This window comes from Pseudoalteromonas xiamenensis (assembly GCF_030994125.1).
In the GTDB taxonomy this organism is placed as follows: domain Bacteria; phylum Pseudomonadota; class Gammaproteobacteria; order Enterobacterales; family Alteromonadaceae; genus Pseudoalteromonas; species Pseudoalteromonas xiamenensis_B.
The window spans coordinates 819,031-838,542 of sequence record NZ_CP099918.1 but is presented as its reverse complement, the minus strand read 5'-3'; the positions used below and the strand labels follow the sequence as shown (position 1 = coordinate 838,542).

Sequence of the window (19,512 nt, the reverse complement as noted above, 5' to 3'; positions counted from 1 at the left end):
AATCTCTTTTTGTTGGACTTTCTTTGGGAATATTACGTTATCGCTTCAGTTTATTTCTGATACTCGTTTTGATTAGCCAAACGTCGTTCGCTAAGGTGCTTAACGTCGTAACAGAGGAATTTCCAGATTATCAGTATTTGAATGGTAAAGGGGAGCTAATTGGCAGCGCCGTTGATATCGTTCGGCAGGTGCTCAACTCATCACAAGTTCAATATGAGATCTCATTGGTCAATTGGGCAATTGCGTATAATGCGGTACTCAGGCGCCCTGATACTTGCCTCTTTTCGGTTGCGCGATTACCAACGCGGGAAGAACAATTTCTCTGGATGTTTCCAGTTGGAAAATTCACGACTTCATTTTATGGCCTGAAATCGGCAAAAATAAAAATAAAGAGTTTGGAAGAAGCGAAGAAATACAAGACGGCCGTAATCCGCAATAACTATAGTCATCTATATCTTTTAGAAAATGGGTTTTCTGAAGAGAAGCAACTTATCCTGATCTCTAGTTTCGACAATGTATTTAATCTCATTTCAACACGAAAGGAATCGCTAGATCTTGTGATTTTGAGTGACGCTCAATACCGATATCGTGAAGAGCATGGGGCGCTGAGCGAACCGTTGGAGAAGTTGTATACGTTACAGGATGGTTTGTCGGAACTCTATTTTGTTTGCAATAAGGAAACTGAACAGCTAACGGTTGATAAAATAGTGGGCAGTTATCGAAAGCAATTCACCAATATGGCGAAATAAACGTACCCGTTGTGCATCGAAGTAGATGTATTGCCATCGAGTAGAACATCGCTATTTTATGGCTGAATTGAAATGTTTAAATGGTCTACTATCGATAGAAGGCTTGCCTCTTTAATAACGTCGCTGCTTCGGTTTTTCGTTATACGTTGTATGCTTTGGGCTTATGTAATATGTTCAATAAACGCACGCGGTTCCTGCTTAGGAGGTGGTTTTGCGAAATTATCGTTGTTTTATGGTGGCGCTAATCTTTCTATTAACCTGCGACTGCGCAAATTCACAGGAAGTTCGTTCCGCGAGCGATATATTACGAGAAGCCGAAGACTATTTAAATGTACTTCCATCTCGCTCCTATGAATTACTCCATTCAGATGTCGACTTGTCTACTTTCAGAGCATCTCAGTTGTTTCGCTGGTATATCGCTAAATTGAGAGCGGCGGTGAGTACCAACAATCTCATTGATGTAGAACTCGATATCGAGTTGTTATTTAAGCTAAAACACGAAGACTACTTTAAAGAAAATGCGTGGGATGTGTTTCGTATTACAGGTATTGTTCTTCGGAAACTTGGATTTTGGAACGAATCAAAGCTTTCGTTTGAGTGTGCTCTCAGTCTAACTCAAACAGATAAAGAAAAATTAGGAATACTAATCAGCTTAGGCATTTTAGAGCGTCATCTAGATCAAGATGAAATGGCGAAAATTCACTATAAAAAAGCAGGGGAAATCGCGACTAAGTTAAAAAATGAGCGTGCACTTGCTTCTGTGTTCAACAATCTAGGGACGTTGGAGCTTGACCAAGGAAATATCGATAAAGCCGAGGAATATTACCGTTCGGCGTTAGTCGCATTTCAAGATATCAATAAACGATCTGGAAATATCACGGCAGGTACAAATCTGTTGCTCATCTTTGCAATTCAAAAAAACACCCTAAATTTTCAACGATTGTTCAACCCCATAAATACATTTGTAGAAAATTACCCTGATGAATCCAAAAAAGCGCTTATGTATTGGCTTTCATCCGCGGATAAACAAAATCAAGGTACCGCTATTGATGCTGAAACCAAACAACAATTGACTAAGTCATTTGAACAATTGGAAAGCATTAAGATGAAGATATTGATTAATAGGTATTTAGCACCTCGATTTGGATTGGTGTTCTTCGTTCCTCAACAGCCTGAGGTAGCGTCCAAAAAGTCGCTTGCTTGGCTAAGTGAACTGCCTGGTTGTTTCCAGTTAAAAGCAAAATAAAGCATGACTAGCTCACCGCGGTCGTTTTAAACAAAAGAGAGATTACCCCGTTTTACCCACAATATCAGTAGATAAGCCTCAGTTTTAACGCCTTGCTTACTTAACACTTATCTCATGCATTCTTCAGTAAAAGAATGCGGTAAACGTCAGTAATTGACAGATAAGGAGAGCTAAAATGACTGAGCAAGAAATGACAAAAGTATGTACTGCCGCCGCACGTGCAGTTCGCAAATTCATCACTGGTAGTAGTAATCTGAACAGTTATGGAGAAGGTATTCGGCAATTAGGGCAAAACCTTGGACTGAGATTGGATGACCTAGACAATCTGAAGAAAACCAGAGGGTCTTGGCTTGGCACAATGGTTGATTTTTTAGGTGAAGACAAAGTTACTGCAGTCTACCAACTCATCAATAACGGAGATAAGCAACCGTCGAGCTGGGGCTCGAAACCAACGAATGCCCAACAATCGGCCTTAAACATTCAAAAGCTTGCCCAAGTGTATGCCTCATTCAAAGATTTCAAAACTCTTTGGAATGCCGGAAATAAGCACCCAAAGTGGAATGAAGAAGCGCGTGTCTTAGCGAGGTCAAATAAAGAAAGTTTTGAAAATCTGGCGATACGAGCTGCGAGCAACGCAACCGCAAATTGTGGAGAAACATCACTATTAGCTTATATGTTACTCACAACATTGCCAAAAGATGGTAAATATAAAGACTTATATTCTGCAATTAGCAAGCTTACGATTGGTTGGTATCACGGTACAAACTTCGATCATGCTTATGTCATTGTCTCAAACAATGGCTATGCTGCTGACAAAAGTTCTGTTAACGACTATTGTGTTTGCGATCCATGGCTTGGTCAGTCATTTGCTGATCTACAAGGCAATCTGCACTTCGATGGGGTAAACGTTCAAAACGTTGCTCAGACCAGTTCTTGTATGCCTGAAATAAAGGTGGGCACCTACACATATGCGTCAACTTCTGACGCGTTGATCAAAATTCAGGGGGTTACACAAATTTTCCATTCCGCATTCTTAGAAGAATGGAATAAGCTTTAAGCAAACGTAGGTTTAATATTATCCATGAATTGCTAATATGAGCGAATGAAATTAAGTCAGTCAGAGCATGTAAACTACCTTGTTACATGCTCGATTTTAATTTGTTCGGACATTTACTCGTTTGGGTTTATCGATACGGTTGCCTTCGTTATCAATCTTGACCCAGATAAGATTGCCATTCTCCTCGTTCTCATGCCGACTGGCACATATAAATATCCAATCAAACTGTTTTATCAACGAGCCCTCACTGTATTCTTGCCCTTGATACCAACAAACTCGCTGCGGCATATCTACGAAGACTCTTGGTGTTTCTGCCGCATAAGTGTTTGTAGCGAATAAGAGCGTACTAAGTAACAATAAATTGATCTGTTTCATGGCGTTCTTCGTCATTGCGTCTAATCTTAATTAATACCATAGCGTACCTATAGAACAATCCAAAAAAATTTGGATAGACAGCAAGGTTCACCCCAGTGCTTCTAGTCAGCGTTTGGTATTAAGCATAGTGATAAATTAGTGAGTATCAATATAAAAATAAGAGTAGGTAAATTATGGCGTTAGACAAAAATATGTTAGATGAGTTGATTTTACTTTCTAAGTTCCCAGACTCAAGTATGTATCAAGGATTAAAACTACATAAAGACGCTGATCCTACTATGGTTGCAGCGGCTGACAGACTGTTTGAGAAAGGCATTACAGACAGTCGAGATGGTGGTTACCTAACCGATTTAGGGATAGATATTCGAGAACATCTCGACAAATTAAGCCTTGCACTAAAATAATAAAGGAGGGCTAACCCTCCTTACTACATTTACTGTGCATCAGATTGGTTTTCTGGACGTGCTGCATCAAACGCAGGAAGCTGGTTACATTGCGTATAAACTGCCAGTAGTTTAGGAAATTGTGACATATCTACTTCAAAGCGCAGTGCATTGAATATTTGAGGCACTAAGCAAATATCGGCAAGCGTGATTTTATCGCCAAAACAAAATGGGCCTTCTTGCGTCACTAGAGGTTCTAATTTTTTGAAACCTTCGATAATCCAATGACGATACCAGGTATTTTTCTGTTCATCCGTTGCACCAAATTCTGCGGCTAAATATTTCAATACACGCAAGTTGTCGATCGGGTGAATATCACATGCAATGGCATAACAAAAACTACGCACTTGAGCTTTATCCCACGCTTCAGTCGGCAACAAAGGTGTATCGCAAGAATAATCTTCTAGCCATTCAAGTATTGCCATGGATTGCGCTAATATACCGTGTTCGGTTTCCAGTGCAGGGAGCAAACCTTGCCCATTTTTTCTCAGGTATTCATCGCTGTGTTGTTCTGACTTCAAGAGATTAACAGGGATGATTTCATGTGCTAACCCTTTCAAGTTGAGGGCGATACGCACACGAAAGGCGGCTGAACTGCGGAAATAACTATATAATTTCATTGTTTGTCCTTAGTCACGACGAAAAGCACCCCGAAGAGTGCTTTGCAATTCTAAATTCAGCGCACGTGATTATGCACCTTTGTAGTATTTCTTAATTCCTTTCCAACAATCAAGGTAATTTGTTTGTCGCTCTTTGCCTTCTAACGCGTATTTCGTGGGTGAAATAACGTAGCGTGATTCAAACATGAACGCTAATGTATTCTCATAGCGTTGCGGTTGTAACTCAGCATTTGAGGCTTTTTCAAATACATCAGCTTCAGGGCCATGCGGAGACATGCAGTTGTGAAGGCTCATACCACCAGGCACAAATCCATGTTCTTTAGCATCGTATACTCCTTCAATTAATCCCATGAATTCACTCATGATATTACGATGGTAATACGGTGGACGGAACGTATTTTCTGCAACCATCCAGCGTGGAGGGAATATCACAAAATCGACGTTTGCCACTCCAGGAGTTCCCGAAGGTGATGTTAATACGGTAAAGATTGAGGGATCTGGGTGATCAAAACTTACGGTGTTCATCACGTTGAAACGAGCTAAATCGTACTTGTAAGGCGCGCTGTTACCTGTCCATGCAACAACATCGAGTGGTGAGTGGCCAATGCTACAGCGGAAGAGGTTACCGTTAAATTTAGCCACTAATTCAAAATCACCCTCGATGTCTTCAAACGCGGCAACGGGATATTGAAAATCGCGTTGGTTTGTATAACCATTAGCACCAACAGGACCACGTTCAGGCAGAACAAGAGGGTGACCGTAGTTTTCACAAATATAGCCGCGCGCCGCTTCATCGAGCAGCTCAACACTGAATTTGATACCACGAGGAATAACGGCTATTTCCCCTGGCTTTATGGCTAACTTACCACACTCCGTGTGAAGTACGATTTGGCCTTGTTGTGGGACAAACAACAATTCACCATCGGCATTGTAAAAATAACGACCTTCCATCGACGTATTGGCAACATAAACATGGATACCAATACCAGCTTGGCCATTCGCGCTACCGTTTGCTGCCATCGTTACAAGACCATCGACAAAATCTGTAGGGTTCGCGGGAATAGCAATTGGATTCCAGCGAAGCATGGTTGGTGGTGTTGGTACTTCGGTAATTGGCGCAGTACGAAGAAGTCCATTATCCATCTGTTCGTAGTCACCTTGCACAACCGATGGTCGAATACGATAAAACCAGTTGCGGCGGTTATCGGCGCGTGGGGCAGTAAAGGCTGTCGTATTATACTGTTCAGCATACAGGTCATATTTTACTTTTTGTGGCGAAAATTGACCTATCGGTAGGGCTCCTGGTAACGCTTCCGTTTCGAATTCGTTACCGAAGCCAGTTAAGTATTGGTATTCAGTTGTCATTATTCTTGCTCCACTTGGGTTTTAAATAACAATACTCTCACATGAGAGTATTTTCAAGCGTAAGCTATTTTCTAGCTGTAAAGACTTGTGTACAATAGATGTATAAATTTGCATATTTGAATCGAAGTTTTATGGAATTGAAATTAAACGAATTTTTACCCTATAGGTTGGTAAAGCTTGCTGCTAAGGTGAGTGATGAATTCGCTAAAGTATATGCAAAAGAGGCGGGGTTAAGTGTTGCTCAATGGCGAGTCTTAGCTCATTTAGCTGAACACCCTCAAAGTACGGCAAAACAATTGTGCGACTTGGCGGCTATGGATAAATCGACGGTATCTCGGGCGGTTAAACAGTTAGCAGAGCAGGGAATGTTAATAAGTGAAATTAGCGAAAAAGACAAACGCGCTACGTTACTTAAATTAACGGTGCAAGGTGAGTCACTTTACTCGCGTTTGGTGCCTTTGGCCATAGAATGGGAGAAATCGTTGTTAGAGAAACTAAGCACGAAAGATAAACACGTACTTTTTCGAATTATAGAAGAGCTAGGCTCATAATACCGTCTAGCTCTGATTTTAATATTGACTAAGAGCCAATGACATCATTGAGTGTTGCAATTACTTGAACGGAAAGTGAGGTCATACGCTCAACGTAATTTTTACGGTCTTCTGTTTCGCGGTCAACGAGCTCTTGCCATTCTTCAGGTCCGTAGTAACCGATCACCCAAGGTATATGACTGCGATACTCATTAAAATATTGAACACGATTTTCATAGCCATCAGGTGGAAGACCTGCACCTAAGTAAATGTTTTTGTGTACATCTGAAACTGTATCCATATACATCGTTTGTAACACCGACGCGTGTTTACGTGCGATATTTTTTAGATAATTCTTATCTACCGCATTTTTAAGATATAGCTCAGTTGTGATGGCCATATGCAATGTGACGGCGGCGGCATAGGTTTCGGTTAAGTAAAAACTTTCAGCATTTCTTGCTTTGTTGAAGATATAGCTATTTACAATTTTTTGGGAATCTAAGTATAACGAGTTTAAAAGAGGGAGACCGTTACTCCCCGACGATGAATTGTAATATGCAATAGAGTCATCTAGTGCATCTATCAACCCTAATACCTCGTTCACATTTTGCTGAACGAGTTCTTTTTTGATTATTTCTTCAATTCGGCGAAGCGCTTCTTCCGATAAGTCAGCAGCGTTCGCACCGCCAAAACCAAAAATTTGGTCGAGTAGAATTGATGCAATCTTTTTACGTGCACCACTTTTGATATTCTTAAGCACATCAGGCCAAAACGCACCAAGACTTTGCACCGCTTGCGTTTCTTGTATATCCGCGGATCGAATTGTGACGAAATTGTCTGAAGCTAAGGTTGGAAATGAAAAAGCAGCAGCGATTGCGCATGCTATTAATGGTTTACTCATAAATTTTCCTTTTAAGAGTGTATAAAAAAAGCGCGACATCATGTCGCGCTTTATCTTTTCAATACTTTTTAGAACGTGTAGCGAACGCCTACACGCATTTCCCACAGTGATGGGTCTTTTTGTACAGTCGGTGATGATGCGCTGAAGTTAGAGTAGATGTATTTTCCATCTTCGTATTTCACATCAACAACGCGGTTACCAACGAAGTCACCTTTCTTCATTACACCCCAATCATCATTTAACAAGTTCGTTAAATTATTGATAGTGAAGAATACTTGGCCCTTGTGACCTTCAGCAAACCCAGGGATTTCTTGAGTTACCTTTAAATCAAACTTAATGTACCAATCCGCATTTTGCGCATTACGGCCAGCGATTTGACCACGTTGTAGATTTTCGTCTTCAATGAACGCATTAAATGCAGCTAGTTCTTCGCCTGTCATGTCATAAACTACGTTTACATCGTTCTCAAGTGGTACGTACATTAACTGACGACCATCTGAGTTCCAGTTAGAATCACCAAACTGTGAATCAGATTTGTTGAACAGGAAGCTGTATGGTTGGCCTTCACTTGCTTGACCGAATAGGTTGAAGCGTGTTGCATAGCCGTCAACAAATTCTGTTTTGTAGCCCAATTGGAACGTGAAACGGTGTGGTACTTCGTAATCTGACGTTGCAAGACCAGGATTTACAGCGTTAGAAACTGCAAGGTTACCGTAGTTCGAACCAGCTGTTGAACTCGTCATTGGGTTGATGTCTTTAGAATCGGTATAAGCATACGTCAATGTAAAGTCAATACCGTTATCAAACTGCTTAGAGATTGCTGCTGAAATGACAGACGAACGTGCATCTTCACCTTTAACGTTCGTTAAGATGTACTCACCAGAGCGACCATTAATGCTTTCGATTAGTGCACGACCATCTACTGAACTTGTACCAGCTACAAACAGCGGTGCATCAATAGTTGTTGCTGAATCTTGCTTATCTGTATACAAGTAATCTAGCGTGATTACGTAGTCGTTTTCAGTCGTATACGTTGCACCTAGAGCATATTTCCACTCAGATGGAATTTCGAAGTTCGGATCGATAGCATTCGTCGAGCCGTCACCAGCACCTACAGGTAATGCGCCGATAGCATCATACATTGATTGCGGTACGTCGAAACCAGGTGTTCCGCCATCGAAGTTAGTCATAGGAACATCGAATAACGCAACATTTTTTGAAGACAGGCCAACTTGGGTTACACCGTCGTTTGAGTAGGCATTTGATACCCAAACGTTCGGGTTACCGCCAGAGTACAGACCTGCACCAGCACGCACTTCTAACGCGTCATCAACATACCATTGGAAACCAAGACGAGGTTGGATAAGATCAAGTCCATCCATGTTCTTCGTATTTGCGTAGCCGTAACGCTCTTCAAATTTAGCGTTATAGTGTGGGCGGTCATCACTTGTGTATTTGTCGTAGCGTAGGCCGAACGTTAATGTAGCATCGATGTCATCGAAGCTATATTCGTCTTGAGCGTAGAACGTATGTTGTTGATATGAAAATGAAGCTGCAACGTCATTTTGATTGTTAGTCCCAGCCGCATTATTGTAGTAGACACGAGAAGCTAGACCTGCTTCAAAATCGTCAATCGAATTGAAACGGAACTCACCTTGAGTGTGCTGCATAAATAGGTTAAATACGTTTAAGTCTTCGTATTCGTAACCTGCAGTGATGGTGTGTTTATCAAGATAATAAGTACCTGCAACTTTAACGCTGAACGTATCGTAATCTAGGTCGTTAGCTTGACGAGAATCATCAGGACCTAAATAAACTGTACCTCCAGCCGTATTGACCTGTACTTCACCAAAACCACTCGCAGCATCTAGAGAAATTTGGCGACCATCAACATCTTGCTTAGCGACACGCACTTCAGTCGAGAAATCTGAAGACCAATCTGAGTAAACAGACGCAACGATAGACTTAAGCTCTGTACCTTGCTCGTAAAAATGGCTGTCTAAAGAAACAACTTTTGAACCGCCGTCAGACTGAGAAAGTCTAAAGCCGTCATTATAGTTGTAAACTAAACTTGCACGGTGGTCTTCGTTAATGTTCCAGTCGATTTTAAGAAGAATTTTTTCATCATCTACTGGCATGCTACCAGGTGTACCACCTGCGTTATAGCCGTATTTTGCATTTGCAATGGCAATAATACGATCAACTTCAGCCTGGCTGATTTTACCAGTGTCAAAGCCTTCATAGCTAAACTGCTCTACACCTTCTAACTTTTCGTATGAGGCGAACATAAACAGGTTGTCTTTAATTAGCGGGAAACCAACATTGAAACCGTAACGTTTTTCAGTGAAATCACCAGTGTCGTAATCTTTACCGTCAGATTTGTCACCCTTCATCGAATCATTTGTGTAATCGTAGAAGACGCCACCGTGAATCTCATTAGTACCAGACTTAGTAACTGCGTTGATGTTACACGCAGTGAAGCCACCGTACTGAACGTCAAATGGTGCAAGTTCTACTGCTACTTGTTCGATTGAGTCGAATGAGAAAGGAGGGCGTACTGTAGGGTAGCCGTTTGAACCTAAGCCGAAGTTGTCGTTCATACGAACGCCATCAACCGTTAAACTGTTAAAACGTGGGTTACCACCACCACACTGAATAGCACCACGACTGTCATCTACGTAAACACGAGGATCAACACGTACGATGTCACGAAGGTCACGGTTGATTGCTGGAGCGTTTTCGAGAGTTTCTAGTGTAAATGTTGCAGCAGGACCTGTGCCACCAGACATAGTGCTGATAGGACGACCAGTAACAACGATTTGTTCAACGTCCGTTTTAGCTTGAAGTTGAACGTTTACTGGGTAATCGTTGCCAAGAGAAAGATACACGTTCTCTAACAGTTGGTCTTCAAATTTGTCAGAATCAACAATAATTTGGTATGGACCACCAACGCGCAAACCTTTAGCGCTAAAATAACCTGCTTCGTTTACTTCAACAACTTTTGTTGAACCAGAAGGAACGTGCATAATTGTAATTGTTGTGCCAGCAGCAGGGTTACCATTTGGACCAACGATTTGACCTTTAACAGCTGAAGATGTTTCGTTAGCGAATGCTGTACCACTTGCACCTACCAACGCAGCAACTGCTAGAGACAGAGCCGTTTTTCTCATTTGTAGTTTCATTTTTCTGTTGTTTCCCGTGTTTGAGAGTGAGTTTTTAAACGTGAACTCTTATCGGTTCATCATTTCGACCTATTATATTTCCATTTTATTAATAGGTCAGCCATAACTTTACCTAATTGAGTTAAAATTCTACAAAATATAGCGTAATTTTACAGGAAGTGTATTGCGGTTTTGTTTCAGTGGTAGGAAAAAGTGCAAAAAAGGCCACCGTTTGGTGGCCTTTACATTCTGGGAGGATTAAAACTTATAGTTTACGCCTACTTTAATTTGCCAAGACGATGCACCTGTCTCGATCTTAGAGTAGTTACGAACGTCAGAACCATTGAACTTACGCTCTAGAACATAACGACCTTGGTCGTCTACGTCACGTAGATCGTAAAGAACCTGATCTGAGTAAGTTAGTTTACGCTCAATACCCCAATCTTTGTTCAATAGGTTTGCAAAGTTGTCGATCATAAAGTAGATCTGGCCTTTGTGACCTGCTTTGAAACCTGGGATATCTTGCTTAATGCTTAGATCCATTGTAGTAACCCATGGTTGAGTTGCTGTGTTGCGCTCTAAGATTTTGCCACGTTCTTTAATGCCAGCGGCATTAAGTAACGTCTCTAACTCTTCCCAAGAGATTTTAGATTTTGTCCAGTTTACTGCTGGATCATCTGCACCTGTCGGGATGTACGCTAGGTAAGCATTGTGCGTGTATAGTTCTGAACCGAAGTCACCTAATAGCTCGTCTCTGTACAAGCCCATTGTGTAGCTCATTGGACGGCCAGAACGACGTTCGAAGAATAGGTTAAAGTGAGTATTGTAACCTTCAAAGAACTGGTGCTTATAACCTAAGTTGATTTTTAGGCTATGCTCAACTTCATAGAAACCACGACCCACTAAATCTACGTTGCGGCTCTTCGTTGAGCTGTGCTTGTAGTTAGAGTATGATTGTGAAGAGGAACCTGCTTGTACTTCTTCAACGTCTTGGTGTGCGTAGCTAATTGTAGCACTAACACCGTTATCCCATTCTTTAGCAAGTGCTGTTGAAAAGATAATTGAACGGCCATCATCTTCAGAGTTAGTTAACATGATGTCCCAGTTATCTTGACGGTCGCCTTCGTAAATACTTTCGTAAACGATACGCTCGCCGTCAGCAAGTGTGCCTACTGGACGAATTGACGTGTTATGCCATACAACTTCGTTTTCTTTCTTGTGGTAGCTAAGTTCAGCTTCCCATGTGTAGCCGTCACCAAAAATTTCTGAATCAAACTCATACTCGAAACCAATTTGAGCACGAATTGTTGAAGGTAATTCGAAATTCGGGTCAATATAAGCAACACTACCAGCACCTTGAACAAGTGAATCATTCAAGAATGTTGGCGCTTGACGGAAGTCTGCTTTGTTGTTTGCGAAGTATTCGTTAATTGCGCTACGTGGTGCATTTACGTACGTAATACCATCTTTTTGGAATGGATCATTGTACCAAACGTTTGGAATACCGCCTTGGAAACGACCGATACCACCTTTAACCGTTAACGCCTCAGTTGCATAGTACTTGAAGCCAACACGAGGAAGGATAATGTCAAGACCGTCAAGGTTCTCTTGGTTTGTGTAGCCGTAAGTTGACTGGAATGCTTCGTTCAATGATGGTTTGTCATCAGAAGAAAGACGCTCATAACGAACACCCGCTGTTACTTCAACATCATCAGTCACGTAGAACGTATCTTCTACGTAAAGCGCTAACGTGCTGCGGCGTGCATCATATGCTACATCATCCACATTGCCCGTGTAAGCGTTTGAGTAGTTGAAGTCGTAGTTTCCATTGAAAACAGAAAGATTACCGTTTGTAAAATCTTCAAAGTTATCGAAGATGTATGAGCCTTTAGAGTTTGGTGCGAAAATGTTGTAAAGACGCAGGTTTTCGTATTGTAGACCAAAACCAATTTCGTGTTCATCCAATAGGTATGTAGCGTCGAAATCTAATACGAAGTTTTGGTTTTCTGCGTAGTTCGCGTGACGGTTAGTATCCGTGCCGAATACGAAAGAAGAAGTACCGTAACCGTTTGTACGTACAGTAACTTGACCAAAATCAGATGAAGTTACGCTGTCACTTGAAACGTCTTTATAAGAAAGGCCAATTTCAGTTGAGAATACATCACTCCAATCAGAGTATAACTTAACGGCAAAGTTGTTAAACTTAGTTTGGAACGTGTAGCCATTTGAAGCGAACTTAACTGTGTTGCCACCAAGGCCGAATTCACGCGCGTCACGGTCATCTTGCCATTGATAAGTGACGTCTGCACGGTGCTGTGCGTTTACGTTCCAGCTTAATTTAACCAACACTTTTTCGTTTGTATCTTCGGGATCGCCGCCCAGGCCATCTTGAACGCCATAAGTGTTGTTCAGAATTGAAACAAACTCATCGTATTGCGCTTGAGTTACGTCAAATTCGTTTACTGCACCAGAGTTATCAAACCCGTAGTCTAGGTCTAATTTGCTTGACCAGTTGGTGTAATCAACGAAGAAGAAAAGTTCGTCTTTGATAAGAGGACCACCAACGTTGAAGCCATAGCGCTTTTCAGTTTGCGTTGGCTTTGCTTCAACGATCTTGTACGTACGGTGGTGATTTTCATCAACAACAGGCTTATTTTTGTCAATGATTTCATCGATACGTACTGAATCGCCAGACATACTTGGAGTTGAAATTTCAGCAAATGATGAGAATTTGAACTCATTTGAACCAGATTTGGTTACTGCGTTGATCGTACCGCCACCGAAGTTACCTTTCTTTGCCGAGAAAGGAGAAACGTCAACAGAGATCTGTTCAATAGAGTCAAGAGAAACCGGTGGTTGCTGTGTTGGGTAGCCACCAAAGTTTAGACCGAAGTCATCATTTTGACTGATACCGTCAACAGTAAGGCTGTTTGTACGTGGGTTGTTACCCGCGATAGTCATTTCGCCGTTACCGTTAATAGACGCTAGAGGGTTCAAACGAGCGATGTCTTTGATATCGCGGTTGAAGCTAGGTGTGTTATTAATAGAGTCTGCACCGAATACGCTGTTAGAGCCGCCCGCACGTTGTACGATACGGTAGCCAGCTACCTCGATTTTCTCCATTTTAAGCGCTTCTAACTGAGAGTTAAGACGCTTAGTTTCACCAAGTTCTAGGTAAATGTCTTTTAGCTCAGCATCGCTGAACGTGTCAGAGTCGATTACGATGTTGTAAGGACCGCCAACGCGAAGACCTTTAGCACTATAAAAACCTTCTGAAGTTGTTGTCACTTTACTCACAGTACCAGTAGGCACGTGAATAATTGTAATCTCAACGTTAGAAGCCGCTTCACCAGTTGGTGTTGTAATTTTACCGCGAATAGCAGATGACGTATCTGCAGCAAGCGCGCTTGTCGTTACCCCAAGTGCAAGCACCATTGCGCCTGCTACTTTCGATAAGCGTAAGTTTCTCATTGTGTTGTTTCCCGTGTGTGATGTATTTTATGATTTACGATTAATTTGCTGATTCCAAAGCAAGAGGCTTAGAAAGCGACTTAGCTTTAGCTTGCATCGATCCATCAAAAATTAGGTTCAGCAGACCCGCAAGGCGGATACCGCCTTGAACTAAACGTGTTTTGACAATGGGCATATGGTCAAAAACGTAGCGGTACTTCATTTCCGTCTGTTCCGCGTTGTAAATACTTTCTGCAATGTTGCTTGATTCAATCAGCCAGTCAGCCGGTGTGCTTGCAAGATACTCTGCAATCAGTTCTTTATTCTCTGTTTGGATAAAGCGAGTAAATTCGGTGAAAGATAAATTTTCGTTCTGGATTAATTCAGTATCCCAAACACTATGTAGGTTTGAATTCTTACCGAAGAATTCAACTTTAATTTTATTTCCGCCGTGATCGTCTGCACGTCCCGCATGGAAAGGTTGGTGGCTATCACCGACAAGGTGAACTAGGAAGCGCATTGCAAAACGCTTTTCATCAATACTTGTCTTTTCAGACTTTAGCGTGTTGATTGTGTAATAAATGCCATCAAGAATGTTTTTTACTTGTTCTTTACTATGAATATCGGTGTGGACATGTTGTTGCATGTTCTTTGGATCTGACACGTTAATATAGTGCCACTTTGTCGATTTCTTTTGCCAAAATTCATTTGGAGATGAACGCATTTCATCAGCCCAAGTCGAAACTTCAGCAAGCGAATCACCTTCTAATAAAGGAAGAATGGCTTGTTTTGTTGTTTCAGTTAAGTGAGCCTCTGCTAATTCACCAACGATGCGGTGTCCATTTTGACCCCATGCTTGAACCTGACTCGTTACAAGTCCAAGTAGCAATGTTGTAGCAAGCGTAATGCGACGCATATTGTCTCTCCAGTTACTGTCGAAAATTGGCAATAATCCCGTGTGTGTACGGTCAATTGTCCTGTTTTTTTGTTTTGCTAAACAGGCTTTGTTCATATTCATAATTTCCTGTTAATAAAGTATTTAAAACAACAAGATATATGTATTAGGTAAACTTACCTATTGCAATGAGTAAAGAAAGTTGTTCAAATGGTCTTTCTGTTCTTTCGTACAATGATACTTGCTTTGATTAATGCAATGAAAAATACGTGGTTAGGTTTTGCTCTGATTGTTGTTTGTACTGCATTAGCATGGATTTGTGGGCAAGCTTTTGTGAGTTACAAACCACTTGCGATACCTGTAGTTGAACAAAACTATATTGATTGTAAGACTGGCTTATCCCAAAACGATCAAGCACTGATTGGTTACGTCCCAGTGAAGGGCATGGCAAAGCGGTTTGCTAACCAGTTATGCCAAAATAATGTTGTTTCAAAGCAGTACGGTCGCGTTGTGGTTTATTTTGGTTCTAGCATGGCGGAACAAATTGAATTTATTGCCAAAGGCGTTGCAGATGTCATCTTGGCTAAAGACGTTGTGGTATCAGCCTTTAAAGTCAAAGAAACCTATAACTATAAGCCTTTGGTCAGTTTCAAACAGTATAGTGCATACCTTATATCTCTACGTGAAAAGCCAATTCTGTCTAAAAATTACCTTTTAGATAAGCGGATTGGGCTACTTGACTATCCAACAAGTCGCTCTGGCCATATCCTACCTATGCAACAGTTCAAAGCACTTGGGTTAGATGTTGATAATATGAATATTGTTTACGGGAATACCCATAGCGAACTCAGAGAAATGCTCATGGCTGGCAATGTCGACATTATATCGTCTTATTGGCAAGAGAAGGACAAAGCGCATTTTACTGAACAGTACATTACGCCCTTTGCACAAAATATTGATGGTACAAAATGGTATTTTAAGATGAGCGAAAACAATACTGCGTTGGCATGCGCCTTACAAAATGAAATTGTAAAGGACGCGCAAGAAAATCAGTCAGGGTATTTCAGCTCACCAAGTACCTATTGGCAATGTGATAGTGCGCCTTTTCATTTTCTAGGTGAGGATGTGCATCATGATTAAGCGATTTAAGCCACTGTTACTGCAAGTTTTGTCGATGTTGATCTGTGCAACGGTATTTTCAGTGTCATACAACATTGCACTTTCTGATGCAAAATTGCATGCGCTAGATAACATCAAGCTGCGAATCGCACTCGATTTCGATTCAATAGGCGTCGAACAACCGTTTTTTAAAAATGCAGGAAATGAATGGCAGTTAAAAAATTACATTGAAGCATTGAATGTAAAACTGAAAGAACAAAAGTCACCCGTGCTGGTAAAGCAAATTACGGCCATTTCAAAGGAAGCCGCGTTACATAGTGGTGGCTTACATGTACTTGAGAAACCTTTTGGTACAATTCAGATAGACCTTGCTAATAGAAATACCTTCCCCTGGCACGGACTACCAATCGCCATGCTTATTGGTCTCGGTGCAAGTTTAATTTGGCAACGCAAACAAGTAAAACATCGTCACCGAGTCGAAATTACAGCATTGCAATCAGCAGAGCAGCCAGAAAAGCCTTTGTTAATTATCGACCTTTATCAAAAAACAATGCAGTTATTCGATACGGGTAAAAAAGTAGCTCTGGCGAATAAACCGCTCTGTTTTTATCTCGCGCTACTGGAATACAGTACGATGAACCCAGATAAAATACTAAACGCGAATAAAGACTTGCCTCCGGAGTTTCAGGAGTTGGCAGATAAGTATTTTCATCGCTTAGTGGCGCTCGGTCACACTATCAGAAAAAGACCTAACTTTGGTAACAGCTTGGAAAAAACACTGAGTGAAATTCGTGCTGCATTGGATGAAGTGTTTGAGGAATTGCCAGATCTTAAAGCGTCATATTATCCGCCAAAAGCGCACGGTGAGGGCTCTCGTTCGAAACTGCACAGCTTTAACCTACAAACATTTGATGCGGATACGGTTCAAATTCACGGTAAGTAGTCAGCAATAGATGATAAAAGTGCCGTTCTAGAGAATATATGAAGCATCGTTTGACGAGAGAAACGATACTCGCGCTGATGTAGATAAAAGAAAAAAGCCATTGCCTGAATTGGGCAATGGCTTTTTCATTTTCTAGATAGATTAAAATCTAAAAGCAGAGGTCGCTACAGGACTATGATGTTGAAAGTATTCTTTCAATACTTCCGCGTCAGTACGTGATGTATCGACGTAAGTAGGATTGTTTGTGAGGCTAGGGTAACCGTCACCACCTGAAGCATTGTATGAATTGATACTCATACGGTATTTGCCGTCAGGCTTTATTTGCGCACCATTTACTTGAATGTTTTCAATAGTATCTTGGCCTACCGTAAACGTAATGTTGTGGTACTGCAAATATGCACCTGAATCTGGTGGGTAACGCGCGATAATGTTCAAGTAATCGGCGAGTTCTTTACCCGTCCATTCCACGTATGTGATGCGGTTTTTGAAAGGGTGTACTTTTAAAATGTCTTTGTAGCTCACTTCACCAGCTTCGATGCTTGCTCTGATTCCACCGCCACTAATAATACCGAAGTCGGCATGAGTTGCGGCCATTTGTGCAGCAATTATAAGGTCAGCAAGCGGACTTTGTTTAAAACGTACTGTGCTTCGTTCGCCATCGAAAAAATCAATGGCATGACCCACTGCGCCCTCTAATTGTTTTGCCCCTTTTTCTTGATAAGGTGTTAAAAAGGACAGCATTTCAGGGTCTGGTTTGATTTCAGGATTAACAAAGTTACCTGTTTTATCTTTCAAATTCACTGGGATCAATGCATAGCTTAGTAGCTCGACTTTACCATCTTGAATTTTAAATTCTGCTTTACCAACATACTTACCCCATTCATGGGCTTGCATGATCCACGTACCATTTTGGTTATCTGGTTTACATGCTTTTCCTGGCGCAAATGAAGTGTCTTCATCGCCTTTTTCGTCAACGCACACCGGTTCCTGTGAATGCCCACCTACAATTAAGTCTAATGTACCTTTTGGTAAGGTACGCGCAAGCGTAACATCACCCGGTGCGTTAATACCAAAGTTCGCGTTATGGTAATGACCCATGTGTGTCACGGCGATTGTGACATCTGGTTGGTATTGCGCTTTGATACTTGAAGCTAGTTTTTCGGTAATAGTCGCAGGCTCTTCAAATCTCAAACCTGCAATATAGTCAGGGTTTGCAATTTTCGCTGTATCGACAGTCGTTAAACCAATAACCGCAATCTTTAAATGGCCTTTATTAATGATTGTATAGGGCTGATAGGCGGGTTTAGCGGTTTTTTCATCAATAATATTGGCTGAAAGGACGGGAAACTCGGCCCACTCAATTTGACGTTTTAAAATGTCTTGGGTGTTGTCAAATTCGTGGTTACCGATGGCCATGGCGTCATAACCAAGCATTTTCATGCCCTTAAAATCCGGTTCTGCAAATTGTAAATCAGATTCTGGAATCCCGGTGTTTATGTCTCCGCCTGATAGCAGAATGACTTCTTGGCCTTTGCTTTTTGCTTCTGCTCGTAGATTGTCTATCAATGTTTTTCTTGCAGCCATGCCATATTCGCCGTGTTCGTTTTGCCAAAAGCGACCATGGTTATCATTGGTATGAAGTACAGTTAGGTATTGAGCTTCGCTCGATGTGTTCAGCTGAGCGCATGATGCCAGCGAAAGAGAAATAAGTAGTGTGCTAATTCGGCGCATACTGATCCCACTATTGCGTAAAAGTAACCACCAAGTTTAAAGTAAATGTCTCGCTTGAAAAGTAAAAAATTAGCTAATTTGTGGATTTGTATGGTTGCTCGCTTCAACCGCTTCTAAACGACGGTTTAGTTCTTGCGAAGCATAGTCAGCGAAAGGGTGAGAGGACGCTATCATCCAATTTAAAAAGCTACTAGGTAGGCTTGTATAGGGTTCACCTTTATAAAGGCCAAAGTCACAGATTTTTGAGCTATCCATAATTTGCTTCCGACTGTTCGAAATTAATTTCGAGCGACATCCTATCAAAGTAAGAAGCAAATTAAAGATTAATATGTTGTAAAAATGTTGTTCTTATTGTTTTTGGGAATATATGGCTGTCTATATGCCTACAAAAACGGTGAAGAGTAAACAAAGCCACTGTAAGAGGTTCATCAAGCAACTGATAAGAAAAAGGCGGTATCGGACAATAACCGTGTTTTTTCCAAGATGAATAATGGCATGCGCAAAACGAGTGATGACAAATACACAAGAGAAGGCAACAAACCAAACACTAACGGCGTTTAGTGACAGTGCAGTAAGACTGGCAACGTAAAAGAGCACCGGAATCTCAAATTGGTTTATGAAGCTTCGATCTGCAACCCTTACATGATCTGGTGCAGTTTCCAAACGCATTGTCGCAAAATCTTCTTTTTGTATTAATTTTTGCTTAGCTGCCGAGAAACGTCGACGACCCATAACGACGAGAATGCCATAAGTTAAAATAACTTGGGCAAAAATCGCCAGAATTAAGAACTTTTCTAGCATTTGCATGCTCCTACGATTTACTTAATGTTACAAACACACGACCTATAGTCGTTGCAAATGACAACATATTTCATAATGATAGTGTTAATCAAGAGGTACAAGTTAAGAGAGCATCTTAAACTTTGT

The 19,512-nt window shown here is 41.3% G+C and carries 17 protein-coding genes; 7 read left to right on the top strand and 10 right to left on the bottom strand.

Translation table 11 applies throughout. The features are described from left to right. Positions 1-23: 23 nt before the first annotated feature. The 3 genes from NI389_RS20710 (at position 24) to NI389_RS20700 (ending at position 3,052) form a co-directional block, all read left to right on the top strand. A complete protein-coding gene (locus tag NI389_RS20710) occupies positions 24-749 on the top strand; it encodes a substrate-binding periplasmic protein (protein WP_308363419.1) in 726 nt (241 codons plus the stop codon). A gap of 211 nt (positions 750-960) precedes the next feature. Continuing rightward, entirely contained in the window at positions 961-1,995 is a 1,035-nt protein-coding gene (locus NI389_RS20705; protein WP_308363417.1) for a tetratricopeptide repeat protein, read from the top strand. 175 nt (positions 1,996-2,170) lie between these two features. Beyond that, positions 2,171-3,052 (top strand): hypothetical protein, encoded by an 882-nt coding sequence (locus tag NI389_RS20700; protein ID WP_308363416.1) that lies wholly within the window; start codon positions 2,171-2,173, stop codon positions 3,050-3,052. A gap of 96 nt (positions 3,053-3,148) precedes the next feature. Here the strand turns inward: NI389_RS20700 and NI389_RS20695 are convergent, their stop codons facing one another. Beyond that, the gene (locus tag NI389_RS20695; protein ID WP_308363415.1) at positions 3,149-3,427 is read right to left on the bottom strand and encodes a DUF1496 domain-containing protein; all 279 of its coding nucleotides are present in this window, start codon (positions 3,425-3,427) and stop codon (positions 3,149-3,151) included. Between the two features lie 173 nt (positions 3,428-3,600). On the opposite strand from NI389_RS20695, the gene NI389_RS20690 reads away from it, so the two are divergent. After that, the gene (locus NI389_RS20690; RefSeq protein ID WP_208844686.1) at positions 3,601-3,831 is read left to right on the top strand and encodes a TIGR02647 family protein; all 231 of its coding nucleotides are present in this window, start codon (positions 3,601-3,603) and stop codon (positions 3,829-3,831) included. A 29-nt stretch (positions 3,832-3,860) separates the two neighbouring features. Here the strand turns inward: NI389_RS20690 and maiA are convergent, their stop codons facing one another. After that, positions 3,861-4,490 carry a maleylacetoacetate isomerase gene (maiA, locus tag NI389_RS20685; RefSeq protein WP_308363414.1) on the bottom strand — a complete coding sequence of 210 codons (630 nt, stop codon included), beginning with the start codon at positions 4,488-4,490 and terminating at the stop codon, positions 3,861-3,863. A 69-nt stretch (positions 4,491-4,559) separates the two neighbouring features. Then, a complete protein-coding gene (hmgA, locus tag NI389_RS20680; protein ID WP_308363412.1) occupies positions 4,560-5,855 on the bottom strand; it encodes a homogentisate 1,2-dioxygenase in 1,296 nt (431 codons plus the stop codon). Between the two features lie 131 nt (positions 5,856-5,986). Here hmgA and NI389_RS20675 point away from each other — a divergent pair, with 131 nt between their 5' ends. Beyond that, positions 5,987-6,406, top strand: a complete 420-nt coding sequence (locus tag NI389_RS20675; protein WP_308363410.1) for a MarR family winged helix-turn-helix transcriptional regulator — start codon at positions 5,987-5,989, stop codon at positions 6,404-6,406. 28 nt (positions 6,407-6,434) lie between these two features. Here NI389_RS20675 and NI389_RS20670 read toward each other — a convergent pair whose 3' ends face one another. The 4 genes from NI389_RS20670 to NI389_RS20655 form a co-directional block, all read right to left on the bottom strand. Next, positions 6,435-7,286, bottom strand: a complete 852-nt coding sequence (locus NI389_RS20670; RefSeq protein ID WP_308363409.1) for a hypothetical protein — start codon at positions 7,284-7,286, stop codon at positions 6,435-6,437. 68 nt (positions 7,287-7,354) lie between these two features. Further along, positions 7,355-10,468 (bottom strand): TonB-dependent receptor, encoded by a 3,114-nt coding sequence (locus NI389_RS20665; RefSeq protein ID WP_308363408.1) that lies wholly within the window; start codon positions 10,466-10,468, stop codon positions 7,355-7,357. A 237-nt stretch (positions 10,469-10,705) separates the two neighbouring features. After that, entirely contained in the window at positions 10,706-13,918 is a 3,213-nt protein-coding gene (locus NI389_RS20660) for a TonB-dependent receptor (protein ID WP_308363407.1), read from the bottom strand. A gap of 40 nt (positions 13,919-13,958) precedes the next feature. Continuing rightward, positions 13,959-14,813, bottom strand: a complete 855-nt coding sequence (locus NI389_RS20655; RefSeq protein WP_208845398.1) for a S1/P1 nuclease — start codon at positions 14,811-14,813, stop codon at positions 13,959-13,961. 237 nt (positions 14,814-15,050) lie between these two features. Between NI389_RS20655 and NI389_RS20650 the strand changes: the two genes are divergently transcribed. After that, positions 15,051-15,932 carry a PhnD/SsuA/transferrin family substrate-binding protein gene (locus tag NI389_RS20650; RefSeq protein ID WP_308363406.1) on the top strand — a complete coding sequence of 294 codons (882 nt, stop codon included), beginning with the start codon at positions 15,051-15,053 and terminating at the stop codon, positions 15,930-15,932. Beyond that, positions 15,925-16,854, top strand: a complete 930-nt coding sequence (locus NI389_RS20645) for a hypothetical protein (protein WP_308363405.1) — start codon at positions 15,925-15,927, stop codon at positions 16,852-16,854. Before NI389_RS20650 ends, NI389_RS20645 begins: the two co-directional genes overlap by 8 nt. A gap of 141 nt (positions 16,855-16,995) precedes the next feature. Here the strand turns inward: NI389_RS20645 and ushA are convergent, their stop codons facing one another. The 3 genes from ushA to NI389_RS20630 all read right to left on the bottom strand — a co-directional run bounded on the left by ushA (position 16,996) and on the right by NI389_RS20630 (position 19,386). Beyond that, positions 16,996-18,585, bottom strand: coding sequence for a bifunctional UDP-sugar hydrolase/5'-nucleotidase UshA (gene ushA / locus NI389_RS20640; protein WP_308363404.1), 1,590 nt, complete (start codon positions 18,583-18,585; stop codon positions 16,996-16,998). Between the two features lie 69 nt (positions 18,586-18,654). Continuing rightward, entirely contained in the window at positions 18,655-18,840 is a 186-nt protein-coding gene (locus tag NI389_RS20635; RefSeq protein ID WP_308363403.1) for a hypothetical protein, read from the bottom strand. 120 nt (positions 18,841-18,960) lie between these two features. Continuing rightward, positions 18,961-19,386, bottom strand: a complete 426-nt coding sequence (locus tag NI389_RS20630) for an MAPEG family protein (RefSeq protein ID WP_308363402.1) — start codon at positions 19,384-19,386, stop codon at positions 18,961-18,963. Positions 19,387-19,512: the final 126 nt, after the last annotated feature.